General features: G+C 61.6%; 7 protein-coding genes and 1 pseudogene. 3 read left to right on the top strand and 5 right to left on the bottom strand.

The genetic code is table 11. The annotated features are described in order from the left end of the window. Positions 1 to 185: 185 nt before the first annotated feature. A pseudogene (locus QZ546_RS06010) lies at positions 186 to 1,060 on the bottom strand (IS3 family transposase); the annotation flags it as partial. Positions 1,061 to 1,245: 185 nt separating this feature from the next. Between QZ546_RS06010 and QZ546_RS06015 the strand changes: the two are divergent. Together QZ546_RS06015 and QZ546_RS06020 are read left to right on the top strand one after the other, a co-directional pair. Next, positions 1,246 to 3,054: an AAA family ATPase gene (locus tag QZ546_RS06015; RefSeq protein WP_294235685.1), complete on the top strand. Its 1,809-nt coding sequence runs from the start codon at positions 1,246 to 1,248 to the stop codon at positions 3,052 to 3,054. Continuing rightward, entirely contained in the window at positions 3,051 to 4,814 is a 1,764-nt protein-coding gene (locus QZ546_RS06020; RefSeq protein WP_294235686.1) for an ATP-dependent helicase, read from the top strand. Before QZ546_RS06015 ends, QZ546_RS06020 begins: the two co-directional genes overlap by 4 nt. A gap of 98 nt (positions 4,815 to 4,912) precedes the next feature. On the opposite strand, the gene QZ546_RS06025 is transcribed toward QZ546_RS06020, so the two are convergent. Together QZ546_RS06025 and QZ546_RS06030 are read right to left on the bottom strand one after the other, a co-directional pair. Beyond that, entirely contained in the window at positions 4,913 to 5,578 is a 666-nt protein-coding gene (locus QZ546_RS06025; RefSeq protein WP_294235687.1) for a hypothetical protein, read from the bottom strand. Between the two features lie 575 nt (positions 5,579 to 6,153). Further along, the gene (locus QZ546_RS06030; RefSeq protein ID WP_367113515.1) at positions 6,154 to 7,170 is read right to left on the bottom strand and encodes an IS110 family transposase; all 1,017 of its coding nucleotides are present in this window, start codon (positions 7,168 to 7,170) and stop codon (positions 6,154 to 6,156) included. Between the two features lie 673 nt (positions 7,171 to 7,843). Here QZ546_RS06030 and QZ546_RS06035 point away from each other — a divergent pair. Continuing rightward, positions 7,844 to 10,978 (top strand): TonB-dependent receptor, encoded by a 3,135-nt coding sequence (locus tag QZ546_RS06035; protein ID WP_294235688.1) that lies wholly within the window; start codon positions 7,844 to 7,846, stop codon positions 10,976 to 10,978. Positions 10,979 to 11,039: 61 nt separating this feature from the next. On the opposite strand, the gene QZ546_RS06040 is transcribed toward QZ546_RS06035, so the two are convergent. Then, a complete protein-coding gene (locus tag QZ546_RS06040; RefSeq protein ID WP_294235689.1) occupies positions 11,040 to 11,531 on the bottom strand; it encodes a nucleoside deaminase in 492 nt (163 codons plus the stop codon). Between the two features lie 53 nt (positions 11,532 to 11,584). Next, complete coding sequence (locus tag QZ546_RS06045; protein WP_294235690.1) at positions 11,585 to 13,456, bottom strand: glycoside hydrolase family 2 protein; 1,872 nt, start codon at positions 13,454 to 13,456, stop codon at positions 11,585 to 11,587. Positions 13,457 to 13,470: the final 14 nt, after the last annotated feature.

Here is a 13,470-nt window from a genome sequence, read left to right on the forward strand (position 1 = left end):
TCCGCATCCGACCATCGGCGCCGGCCTGACACCCGGCCGACCACCTCCATCCGACCAGTCATACGAGTGCTCGTATGGCTGGTCGTAGAACCGATAGCTTCCCGCACCGCCCGCGCCCTCGTCAAAGGCGACAAGCATCCCCGCTACCGGCGCCACCGCAAGGCGGCCTGCCGAACACGCTTACATTGGCTGCCCTGGTCCGAGTGGTGCAGTAGGGCGTCGGGCTTCCCGCGCCGCCAGATCGCCATGATCAGGGCATCGGTGACGATCTGGGCGGTCATGGTGTTGCTCATCGACCAACCTATCACGCGCCTGGAGAACAGGTCGATGACGACGGCGACGTACAGCCAACCCTCGGCGGTCCAGATGGAGGTAAAGTCCGCGATCCACCTTTGGTTGGGCGCCTCGGCGGTGAACTGGCGATCGAGGAGGTTGTCGGCAATGGCCGACCGCAGGCCGTCGTCCTTGGGTAAGCCGCGACGCCGGGGTCTAGCCTTCAGACCGTGAACACGCATCAGCCGTTCGACGCGAAGCAAACCACATGAGAGGCCTTCGGCCAGAAGGTCGTGCCAGACGCGGCGTGCGCCGTACGTCCGATAGCTGGAAATGAAGCTGGCACGAACCCTGGCGCCGAACTCCTCGTCGCTCCGGGCACGAGCACTTGGCGCCCGAACCAGCCAGGCATGAAAGCCGCTGCGCGAAACACCGAGCGCTTCGCAGATCCACGATACGGGCCAGATCCCCCGGTGCTTCGCGATGAACTCGAACCTCATACCGAGTCCCTGGCGAAGTAGGCCGCCGCTTTTTTTAGAATGTCGCGCTCGGCCTTCATCCGGGCCAACTCGCGGCGTAGCCGCTCAATCTCCTGCTGCTCGGGCTTCATTAGTCCATGACCGGGAAAGGCCGAGCCAGGATCCGACACATGCTCACGAACCCATTTGCGCAGCACGTCCTCATGCAGGTCCAGATCGCGGGCGGCCTGCGACACCGATACCTCGCGCTCCCTGACCAGCTTCACCGCCTCAAGCTTAAACTCCCGGCTGAACTTCCGTCGTTGCATTCACACCCTCCGGTCCCAAAAACACCTTATCTCGGTGTCCGCGGAACCGGCAGCAGCTCAGCTCAAGGCTCCCAAGAAATAATCAAAGTCAGTGCGACATCGGCGAACGTGCTTGTCGCGGTGTTACTCCTAATTTAATCACATAGCATCGAGGCGTCATTTCGCCGCCGAACAGTCGGGTGGGGATGATGCGGGTAGCGCGGATCGTAATTCAGAACTTTCGCACCTTCGCGTCGCTTGACGTTAATGTGGCTGATGATCTGTGCTGCATCATCGGCGAGAACAACACCGGCAAGACCGCGATCCTGCGCGCAATCCAGATCTGCCTCGACAATATGTTGCCGTCGAGTTTTCGCTCACTGCTGCGCGAGGACATTCACTCCGCGATCGATATTGCCGAGCCTAGCCAAGTTCTGATCGGCATTGAGTTGACCGGGTTCGAGGGCAGAGTGAATGAAGAGGCTCTGGTCAGCACTTGGAAGACCGCCGCGGATCGTGCGCGCATATTCTACCGCTTCCGCCCGCGCCCGGCTGTCCGGGAGCAGCTTGCGAGTGGCGACATCGCACCCGGGACGCTGACCCTTGAGGACTATCAGTGGGAAATCCGCGGTGGCGGTGATCCTGCGGTCGACCTTGCCGACATCACCTGGGATGATGAGGGGATAGGCGAATCCGTGCGCTTCGCCGACCTGCAATCTTACCTTCTCGTTCATCTGCCCGCGCTCCGCGATGTCGAGAATGACCTGCGCAATCCCCGCCAATCGCCGCTTGTCCGCCTGACCGAGGCCTTCGAGATCGACGCGGCCGAGCAGGATGCCCTGATTGCCATCCTCGACCAAGCCAATCAGGCAATTGCGAACTCGGCGACGATCTCCGAGATTGCAGGGGCAATCGACGCGCGATTCAAGGATGTCTCCGGCCCCGCGTTCGAGATGGACGCCACGCTCGGCCTGTCCGCCGCGACCTTCCGCGCCATCATCCGCAACCTGAAAATCATTCTGTCGGACCTGTCGCTCACCTCGTTCGAACCCGGCCGCAACGGTCTTGGCATGAACAACATCCTCTACATCGCGATCTTGATGGAGTATCTTCAGCGGCGGATCGCACTCAACCGCTCGGCCGGCCAGTTGATCCTCATAGAGGAGCCCGAAGCGCATCTCCATCCCCAGCTGCAATTCTCGCTAATCGCGGCACTGCGCGCGATCGGCGTGCAGACCATTTTGACCAGTCACAGCACCCAGGTGACCTCGCAGGTTCCGCTGAGCAGCATTGTATCGCTCACCAAGCGCGAGGACGCGACCATTGCTGCGGGCAATCTCGCGCTCAATGCGGCGCTGACCGCGCCAGAGATTGCCGATCTCGAACGCTACCTCGACGCAACCAAGAGCGCATTGCTCTACGCCCGCAAGGTCATGCTGGTCGAAGGGCCAGCCGAGATGTTCCTGATCCCGGCGTTGATCGAGCAGGTGTACGGCGTGAAGCTCGAGCGGCTCGGCATCTCGGTTATCGCGATTCATGGCGTTCATTTCGACGTCTATGCCAAGCTGTTCCGCGCCGGCTCGCTCGAGAAAAAATGCGCGATCGTTGCCGATGCTGACATGAAGCCGTCCGACGCCGAGGACTTCCATCCGGAAACCGACGCCCCCGATTTGGTGGCGCTGGAAAGCGACTTTGTGTCCATATTCGCGGGCGCCACTACTTTCGAACGCGAATTGGTATCGGTCGGGCGCCTACCGATGCTGATCGAGACCATTCGTGCTCTCGGCGCGCCGCAGATCCTTGCGCAGATGGAGGATGGGCTCGCAACGCTCGCGCTCGGGGGATTGGGCCTAGCCGAAGAGACGGCGCTGCGCGTCGAGCTTGGCTCTATGACGCTCAATACCGCCAAGCGCTTTGGCAAAGCGCGTTTCGCGCAGATAGCAGCACGCTACGCTAATCTCGCGACCGATCTGCCGCCCTATATCGAGCAGGCCTTTGAGTGGCTCACCGAATGATCCGGCTGACACCCGAACAGCGCGAGGCGGTCGAACATGACGGCAATCTACTGCTGACGGCTTGCCCAGGCAGCGGCAAGACGCGGGTCATTCTCGCCAAGCTGCTGACGCTGGCCGATCAGGTCGTCGGCACGCCCCAATTCATCGGCTGCATCACCTATACCAATGCCGCGGTCGACGAGATCGAAGCCCGGTTGCGCACCTACGGCAACAACGCGATCGCGGAACGCTGTGAAATCTCCACGATCCACGCTTTTTGCCTGCAATTCATCCTGCGTCCCTATAGCTGGCTGGTTCCCGAGGTGCCGGCGACGTTTCAGGTGCTCTCCCGCGAGAACAGCCTGTTCGAGCAGATCGTGACGGCGGTCGAGGACGCCTTCGGTCGCGTGCCCTCCGGGCAGGTGTTCGAGGACTACGAATCCCTGCGCATCGACGTGAACGGTGAACCCTGCGGCCAAGGTATTGAGACCGGCATCGTCACCGACGAATCCGCCGCGCTCTATTGGGAGCGGGTCCGCGCCCACGGATACCTCGATTTCGCGATGATCCTCTTTTATTCATGGAAGATTCTCGAACAGCACCCGTTCGTCGGACGCGGCATCGCGAGCCGCTTTGTCTGGCTGCTGATCGACGAATTCCAGGACACCACAGACATCCAGATCGCCATCTTCGGCGCGCTCCAGCATTTCCTCCACACCCGCTTCTTTCTCGTCGGTGATCAGAACCAATCGATTATGCGCTTCGCCGGCGCTCGCCCGGAACTCGCCGAGCAGTTCGGCGATAAGATCGACGCGCACCGCGACACGGTCCTGACCGGCAACTTTCGATGCGGGCCGGCGATAGTCAGCACAGCATCAACACTCATCCCGACCGTGCCGGGGATGCAGTCGGCGGGCGATGCAGCCCAGCTCGCGGCGCAAGTGAACTACGTCCATGTCGGCTGGCCAATCGACGCCATCACCGAGCATTTCCTGCCCGCCCTGCAGGATGCCGGCATCCCGCTCGGCAAAGCCGCGATCCTTGCGCCATGGTGGACGCACCTCATCCCCGTCGCCCGCGCCCTCCGTGAATTCGACGTCCCGGTCTTCGGTCCGGGCGCGCGCCCCTATAAGCGTCGGCGTCTGCTTGCCGGACTTGCCGAGCAACTTGGAGCCTGCGCCGGAGCCGGCAATTACCTCGGCCTCCCGGGTGTCGAGCGAGCATTGTTTCGGCTCATCGGTGATCTCACCGGGAACTCGCGCTACGACATGTTCAGCTATCAGGGGCGTCGTGCGGCGCTCGGCCTGATCTATCTCGCTCGCGAACTTGCCAACCAGCATCCCGGCGGCGTCGCTTGGCTGCGCGCCATCGCCCGCGAGGCTGGTGACTATCTCGAACGCGAGGAATGGTTGCCGGGCAGCGCCAAACAGCCGCTGGTCGATTCCGCCGAGGAAATGCTGTCCGATATGCAGGCCAGCAAGGTCGATCTCGCAAATCTGCTGATCTCCGATATGGGCCTGTTCGCCAATCCCGAGCATGCGCTTAAGCTGATCACGCTGCACAATTCAAAAGGCCGCGAATTCGATGGCGTCGCCCTGATCTGCATGAACAATGGCAGTATCCCGCATTTCTCGACATCGACGCAGGAGGCGTATGACGAGTCTCGGCGGCTATTCTACGTAGGCCTGACTCGCGCCAAGCGCATCCTCGTCGTCGCGTCCGATCAGTCTCACTGGAAGAACACGCCGACCCCGTTTATCGTGGAGGCCGGCCTTGGATAAGCACCTGCCCTGTTTGAAGCGGTTTTGCGCTGAACTTTCTTTTATTTCTGATAAATCCGGCAGAATACCGATCTTGCATTTGCAGTTGTAAGGCCGGGTCACTCAAGCCTGAGACGCTCCCATTCATCGATCAAAGACCTGTATTTGTCGTTGAAAATAGCCTCCTCGGTGCCTTGTAAGGACGTTGTCTCTGGCGAGAAAAACGTCCTGCGAAGAGGATCTATGATACGCATGTCATTTGGATCTAAGCCTTCCAGTGCTTGTTGCATCGCCCATAGGCCCAACCTTCCCCCTTCCTCAGGTAGCGCAGGCTCTTCGCTGAAGTAGGGATATACAACGCGTGTATACTTCTCTCTTACACGCGCGTGGAGAGCGTCGCGGATGCGAACTGTTCCGCCTAGATTCTCAATTCGTAGAATCCCATGAACGCTCTGAGGAATGATCTCGACTGGTTCATTTGACCAACGTAACTTTGCACTAAGCAATTCAAGAACGCCTTCCTTCAATAGGGGATATAGGCGTTTATAATTTTCGTTTGAGGCAATGCGATCTGTGGTCAGATCTGCTAATTCCCCATCACCCGATATATGCTTTTTAACATCTGACCAGAACGGCAGATAGAAATCACCACCCCGGCTTCTTGTGCCGCCCGCTTCTTTCTTGCGATCAAGTCGGATATCATCCTTCAATATGGATCGTCGCAACGCTCTGCGTGCATAGAACAGCTGCAAAGCCTTTCGAAGAGGAATATCCAGAACGGACAAGGGATTCACTCGCCTAATAATATCGCATGATAATCGCAGCAATTCCTCTGGTAGGGCAAGTGAAATTTGTCTCCTTATGGCGGAGCTTTTGTTCTACACTATTTCGCCGAGCGAGCCCGGAGTGACCTCCGCTTCCTTGGGTTTGTCATTGAAACCGGTCGGTCGACAAACGGCTCACTTTCGGACCCTGGACCACGACAACCATGAACGTCCGCTGCCCTGGCTGGTAGTGCCGCAAACCGACGGTCCGTTATCGGCCCATTTGCGGCCGCTGCATGGGGGTGATGCAGTAAATGCTGAATGTCGGTTCACGCCAAGACCTGACATTCGGGCCTGAACTCGGGAACGACGGCTTTGTTGTCTAATTGATTTCTGCGTTGCCCTTCCTTTTTTCCCGTTCGCCAATGGTTGTCTTCGAGGTCATCGGACAGCTGTGGCAGCTTCACGTCCGAGCCTTCATGATCGCGGCCGAGCGGAATAGGTGGACGTCTCTGAGTCCCAAACGAGGTTTGACCCTCTACAAAGCTGACGAGATCGTCCGGGGCATGGCTGAGCGGGATGAGGAACGCCGGGGATCAGGCCCAGCGAAACTCGGTCTCGTTCAGCCAAAGTGAATGGAGTAATGCGGCGAGCTTCCGTGCGACGGCCGTTCTGGCACGCCTTGGCCCTTTGCCTTTGGCGATTTTCCTGCCCCATGCCTGAAGGGCAAATGGCCGCTTCACCTGCGACAGTGCGACGTTGGCCGCTTCGTAAAGCGCCTTGCGCAACATCGGATCTCCCGCCTTGGAGATATGTCCGCTTACATCGCGTTCTCCCGATTGACTGCGTCGGGGGACAAGCCCCGCATAGGCGCCGACATCCTCGCTCCTTGCGAAGCGGTGGGGGTCTTCGATGGTAGCAGTGAAGGTGAGAGCCGTGATCGGGCCGACACCAGGAACGCTCATCAGCCTGGCGCAGACCTCGTCCGCCTTTGCCCGATCGTTGAGCAGGCGATTGGAGGCGCGCAGTTGCTCCTCGATGGCTTCCATGGCGGCAATAAGCGGGGCGAACAGAGCCTTCAGATCCGGGCGCTGGGCGTAGAAGGCGGCCAGGCGTTCGGCACGCCGGCCCGGTGTTCTGGCGGTACCCATGCGCAGGCCGAACAGCTTCAGGAGCCCACGCAACTGATTGGCCATGGACGTACGCGCGGTGATGAGCTGCGCGCGAATACGCAGGGCTGCCCTGTCGATATGCGTGGCTGACGCTTTCATGTGAACCCGCTTGTACCAGCCTGTACGCGCCAGTTGGGCAAGCCCTTCCGCATCGTGCACGTCGCTCTTGTTCACGCGCGCCGAAAGGACACCCTTTGCGTGCCGCGCGCAGATACATTCTATCGCGACGCCACGCTCAACCAGTCCGTGATACAGGAAAGTCGATAGCGTTCCTGTCTCCAGCACCACGCGGCTCAGCTCGGCACAATGCCTGTTGAGCCATTTGGCTAAAACGTCGGGATCGCTCGCAACAACATCGCGACGTAAAACCTTACCGTCGGCATCGACTACGCAGATATGCGTCGTCTTGTCGCTCACATCTAATCCTGCGTACATCGACATCGGTCACCCTCCTGCATTGAAGCGCCAAGGCGACTTCGTACCATGCACGAGGGTGGCTACATCAATTACGCGGTGTCCCAACATCGGCCACGTCCAGGGGAATACGATGATCTAGATCTACCGCTCGCCTGCTCGGGCATCACGCCTCGAACAACGCGTCGGGGCATGTCGCACAGCTATGGCGGACCCACGATCTGCGAAGATCGTCAAGCACGACTATGGCTTGAGGTATCGCCAAGTCGACAAGCCCGTTTGATGGCCTTGCCACGCTGTACCCCTTCTTGTACCCATCAATGTGCAACCCGCCGACAGACGGGTTGAGCGTCGACGCAAAATCAATAGCTTAGTGCGCGGAAAAAATAGGTCAGGAATCCTGTCTCCCTGACCACGGACGATGGCGCTTGGCCCGTTCCCTCTCAAATAAGACAAAGAGAAAACGACCCTCGGCTTGGTCATCGACCAGGCGCGGGGGCGATCGGATTGATCGGCGACCAGGCCATCGCGAATATCGCAAAAAATGGATGGAGCGCGGCCCGTGACGCCCGCCCTTATGTCACATATCTGCCACACGCTCCAACGACCGGACAAAAATGTCGTTGTTTTCATGATCTTGTCACGGCAACGCTAACATATAGGTCAGATGGTCTGTCCATCCATAAAAATGGGGGAAACCATGAATATCCGCCACCTTTTCGGTGCGACCGCCTTGATCGGCACCTTGGCTCTGCTGCCATCGATGGCCCAGGCTCAGGCCGCGGGGAATGCCGATCCTGCGACGGCGACGACGCCGCAACAGGATGTGACGCCTGCGGGCAACACCACCGCCAGCACCGCCACGACCGGCTCCAACGACGTCATCGTCACCGGCTCGCGCATCGCCAGCCCCAACCTGACCTCGCCCAACCCGGTGACGAGCGTCCAGGGCTCGGAGTTCTTCCAGACCGGTCAGGTCTCGATCGGCGACCAGCTGAACCAGCTACCCCAGCTGGCCTCGACCTTCAGCCAGTCCAACTCGACCCGCTTCCTTGGCACGTCGGGCCTCAACCTGCTCGACCTGCGCAACCTGGGTACGCAGCGCACGCTGGTGCTGGTCAACGGTCGCCGCCACGTCGCGGGCGACATCCTCAGCTCCGGCACCTCGGTCGATACCAACACGATCCCGACCGACCTGATCCAGAGCGTCGACATCGTGACCGGCGGCGAGTCCGCCGTCTATGGCTCGGACGCGGTCGCAGGCGTGGTCAACTTCGTCCTTAAGGACCATTATGAGGGCATCCAGGCCCGCGCCCAGAACGGCGTCAGCACCTATGGTGACGGCCAGGCCAGCTTTGCCAGCATCCTGGCGGGCAAGAATTTCAACGAAGGTCGCGGCAATGTCGCGGTCAATGTCGAATATGCCCATCAGGACCAGTTTTTCGCATCCAGCCGCCCGTATCTGTCGCAGCAGCGCTCTTTCGTAGAGGTCAATCCGAACGGCGCGCCGGGCAATCCCGAATATCTGCTATACAATGACGTGCGCAGCGCCTCGTACAGCGATACCGGCGTGGTGCGCTTCGGCGGCAACTCGCTGCTGAATGCGGGCACCGCGCCGAACGGTGTCGCCTATTATGTCCCCTATCAGTTCACGCCAGACGGCAATCTGGTCCCGCTCACCGGCCAGCGTGTCGGCTATGGTCCGAACGGTTCGTTCATCGGCGGCAATGGCAGCACCGGACGAGAGGGCAACCAGTTCCAGATCCAGCCCCAGCTGAACCGCGTCAATGTCAGCCTGATCGGCCATTATACCGTCTCGGACGCGTTCGTGCCGTTCGTCGAGGCGACCTATTCGCATACTTCGGTCTTCGGATCGGGCTCGAGCGGCCCAGCCTTCATCAATGGCGGCGTGTTCTCCGACAGCCGTGAAGCCATCCGGCTCGACAATCCCTATCTGACCGATCAGGCGCGCGCGACGATCGTCGCCAACAAGCTGCTCGCCAATCCCAATGCCAATGTCGGTCCGTCGGGAACGTTCAACGTGCGCGAAATCATGTTCGGGCTGGGCAACCGGTCGGAACAGTCGGATCGCGACACGTTCCGCATCGTCGGCGGCGTGCGCGGCGACTTCAACAACAACTGGCATTACGAGGTGTCGGCCAATTACGGATCGTTCCGTGAGAAGACCGAAATCCTGGGCAATCTAAACGTCCAGCGCTTCCTGCTGGCCAATGACGCGGTCCGCAACAGCGCCGGGCAGATCGTCTGCCGCTCGCAGGTCGATCCGACCGCGGCGGTCGGCTATGCCGGCGTGAACGATCCGAACCAGGCCTCGGTCCTGGCCAATGACGTCGCGGCCTGCGTGCCGATCAACGTGATGGGTGGCCAGTTCACCCAGGCCCAGCGCAACTATCTGCTCCAGAACACGACCTCGGTCGGCAAGATCACGCAGCTGGACATCAGCGGCTATCTGTCGGGCGATCTGGAACAGCTGTTCTCGCTGCCCGGCGGCCCGATCGGCTTCTCGATCGGTGGCGAGTATCGGCGCGAGACCAACTATTACTCGCAGGACCCGCTCGTCTCGGAGGGCTATACCTTCTATAACGCCATCCCGACCTTCAATGCGCCGGCGATGATCGTGAAGGAGGCGTTCGGCGAAGTCCGGGTGCCGCTGCTCAAGGACCTTCCGCTCATCAAGGAGCTGACGCTTTCGGGTGCGGCGCGTGTTTCGGACTATAACACGACGGCGGGTACGGTCTGGTCGTATAACGCGTCGGCGATCTGGAAGCCGGTCAGCGACCTGACCTTCCGCGCCAGCTATGCCCGCGCGGTGCGCGCGCCGAACCTGGGCGAACTCTACACCCCGCCCGGCGCCAATTATCAGTTGGTCTCGGACCCCTGCTCGGCCGACAACATCACCAAGGGGACGAACCCCGCCAATCGCCAGGCGAATTGCGCGGCGGCGGGACGCCCGTCGGGCTATAATTTCCAATATTCCAACTCGCTGCTCTACCAGAGCGGCGGCAATCCCAGCCTGCGGGCGGAGCGGTCGGACTCCTACACCTATGGCGGCGTGTTCCAGCCGCACTGGGTCCCCGGCCTGTCGCTGACGGTCGACTATTATAATATCCGCGTCCAGCAGGCGATCGCCTCGGTCGATGCACAGACGATCATCAACCAATGCTATGATCTGCCGACGCTCAGCAACCAGTTCTGCGCGCTGTTCAAGCGTGCCGGGGCCAGCGGCGGACCCAGCGGCGAAATCCCCTTCCAGATCCTGGAGGGCTCGCTCCTGTCGGCCGGCGTCAACTTCGCCTCGCTGCGGGCGCGCGGCATTGATGCCGAGCTTGCCTATAATCACGACATCGGCACGCTCGGCCGCCTGTCGCTGCGCGGCAATTACACCCATGTCCTGGAGCGCAACGACTATACCGATCCGACCCGTCCCGACTATGTGACGCGCGATCTGAACAATCTGGGGACGCCGCAGGACCGCTTCACGATCAACGCCAACTTCATGACGGGGCCGTTCACCTTCGGCTATCGTCTGCGCTGGTATGGTCGCCAATATGTCGGCGATTACGCCTATTACAACACGCTCAACGGGATCGCGCCGACCGATCCCTATTATGCCGATCACAAATATTATCCGGTCGTCGCCTATCACGACATCCGGCTGGGTGTGGACGCCACCAAGAACTTCAACTTCTATCTGGGCGTCACCAATCTGGGCGACAAGCATCCGCCGCTCGACCTGACCGGTCTGGGCGCGGGCAGCGGGCAATATGATACGCTCGGCCGCTTCGTCTATGCGGGCGTCCAGGCCAAGTTCTAAGGCCCGACCTGAAATAGGGGCTGCCCGTCTAATATGGACGGGCGGCCCTTTTTTTTCAGCGTCAGAGGTTCGCCTGTTCCTCTTTCGGCAGGTCGGCATCGGGCGGATAATAGAGCGCGGCGCATTCCGCGCGCAGGCACCCACCCTCGGTCACGATATCGTCGCGATACGCGTCGGCTATGAAGCCCAATGTATCGACATGCCGCGCCTCGAAATACATCGGGTGCACGTCATCGCGCCCCGCGCCGTAAACGACCCGCCCGACCTTCGACCAGATCGAGGCCATGGTGCACATGCCGCAGGGTTGCAGCGTGGAGTAGAGGGTCGCCCCGCGCAGCTCCAACGCCCCCTGCCCTTCGCAACCGCGACGGATCGCCATCATCTCCGCATGGGCGGTGGCGTCGGGCAGTTCCTCGGTCTGGTTACGCTCGGCGGCGATCACCTGCCCGTCGAGCACGATCACCGAGCCCAAAGGCGAGGTCGAGGGGTCGGAGCCTTTCGACGTCGCAACCGCGATCGCCATGCGCATCCATTTTTCGTCGTCCTGGGTCATGCCGCGGCCAACGCGGCACGCCCAGTTCCGGGCCCAAGCCGTTGAAATACCGCCTATCGGGCGGTCGACTTTGCGCCGTAATAGTCGCTCAACACCGCGAAAGCCTCCTTACGCTGCCCGGTTTCGGAGATCAGCCCCTTGCGGTTCCACCCCTGCTGGAAGTCCGGGTTCTGGCGGCGCGGCGAGCGGAAGTCCTTCAGGATCCAGGGCGACATGCCGCGCAAGGTCGGGATATGATCCGCCATGCCCAGCGTCGCGCGGTAATAATCGGCCTGATACTCCTCTGAGAATTTCTGCTTGTTGGCGGGATCGTGGAAGCCCGCCCGCGCATCGGCGCCGAACTCCGAGAAGATCAGCGGCTTGTCGGCGGGCACCCGCCACTCGCTACGGCCGAGATCGGCCAGGCGGTCCTGCGTATACCAGCCATTATAGGTGTTGATCGCCATGACATCAAGCGCCTCGGCCAGCGGATCGGCGAGCGTCATGACGGGATGGTCGGCACTCTCGTCCCGCTCCACGAGCAGCGCCGCGCTGACCAGCCGCGTATCGTCCAGGCGCCGGACATCGCCGACCAGCGTGCGCAGGAAACTGTTGCGCGCGTCGGTCACCGGGGTTTCGTTGGCGACGCTCCAGATGGCGATCGCGGCGCGGTTGCGGTCGCGCAGGATATTCTCCGCCAGCATGGTGCGCGCACGGTTCAGCGTATCCGGATTGGACCAGGCCACCCGCCAATAGACGGGCACTTCGCTCCACACGATCAGGCCCAGCTCGTCGGCCAGGCGGACGGTGACGTCGGAATGCGGATAATGGGCCAGCCGGACGAAATTGCCGTGCAACCCGTCCTTGATCTCGCTGAGCAGCGCCCGCGACGCCGCCGGGGTCATGGCGCGGGTCGGATCGACGCCCAATTCCTCCTCATGCATCGAGATGCCGCGCAGGAAGATCGGCTTGCCGTTGAGCAGAATGTCGGCCCCGCGCCGCTCGATGGTGCGGAAGCCGATGCGGTCGCGCCACTGATCCTCGCCGGACGCGATGGCAACGTCATAGAGCTTGGGCCGGTCGGGCGACCAGCGGATCAGCGCGCGCGGCGCCGCCATGGTCGCGCGCCAATTGCCACCCGCATCGGTCACGCCCGCCCGGTCGAGCCCCAGCTCGGCGATGCGCAGGCGAACGGGCCGGTTGGCGGCCTGCGGTCCGTCGAGATGGACGTCGACCGCCATCTTGCCGTCACGGGTCAGGCGGACCCACGCATCGTCGACATAAGTATCGGGCGTCTGGATCAGCCGTACCGGCCGCGTGATGCCGCCATAATTCTCCCAGTCGGTGACGGGCGGCGGCACGGTGGCCTCGGTCGCCTGGCTGTCGACCCCGACCGTGATCTGGTTCTGCCCGTCGCGCAGCAGGCCGGTGACGTCGAAGGCGAAGGGCGTGAAGCCGCCCTCATGCCGCCCCACCTGCTTGCCGTTCAGATAGACGATAGTCGCATAATTGGCCGCGCCGAAGCGCAGGAAATAGCGCCCTTTGCGCACGGGCGGCGCGGCGAACGTCCGCTGATACCACATCAGCCCGTCATAATGGCGAAGCTCCGGCGCCTGGGTCAGCCAGGACGAGGGGAGCGAGGTCAGCGGCGAATGGGCGAGATCGAACTCATAGAGGACCCGGCTGTCCTTCGCCATCGCGGCGCGGACATCGACATCGCGCCAGCGCTGCTGCCCCGCATCGGGCATCCCGCCATGGAAGCCCGCAATGCCGGATCGGAACGGGTCGATCGAATAATGCCACGGCCCCGACAGGTCGGTGCCGTCGCGCAGATCGGCAGCGGCCAGGACCGGCCCCGGAGACGGCGGCGCCTCCTGCGCCGCAAGCGGCGATCCCAGTATCGCCAGCATTCCGGCCATGGCGCCGGTCCAGCCTTTTCCGATCATCGCTTCGCTCTCCC

Origin of the sequence: uncultured Sphingomonas sp. (assembly GCF_913062585.1) — a bacterium.
Lineage (GTDB): Bacteria > Pseudomonadota > Alphaproteobacteria > Sphingomonadales > Sphingomonadaceae > Sphingomonas.

Excerpts from the sequence above, each read along its gene's own strand:
- QZ546_RS06035 (WP_294235688.1), top strand. The coding sequence starts at position 7,844 with ATGAATATCCGCCACCTTTTCGGTGCGACCGCCTTGATCGGCACCTTG.
- QZ546_RS06030 (WP_367113515.1), bottom strand. The coding sequence starts at position 7,170 with ATGTCGATGTACGCAGGATTAGATGTGAGCGACAAGACGACGCATATC.
- QZ546_RS06045 (WP_294235690.1), bottom strand. The coding sequence starts at position 13,456 with ATGATCGGAAAAGGCTGGACCGGCGCCATGGCCGGAATGCTGGCGATA.
- QZ546_RS06015 (WP_294235685.1), top strand. The coding sequence starts at position 1,246 with ATGATGCGGGTAGCGCGGATCGTAATTCAGAACTTTCGCACCTTCGCG.
- QZ546_RS06020 (WP_294235686.1), top strand. The coding sequence starts at position 3,051 with ATGATCCGGCTGACACCCGAACAGCGCGAGGCGGTCGAACATGACGGC.
- QZ546_RS06040 (WP_294235689.1), bottom strand. The coding sequence starts at position 11,531 with ATGACCCAGGACGACGAAAAATGGATGCGCATGGCGATCGCGGTTGCG.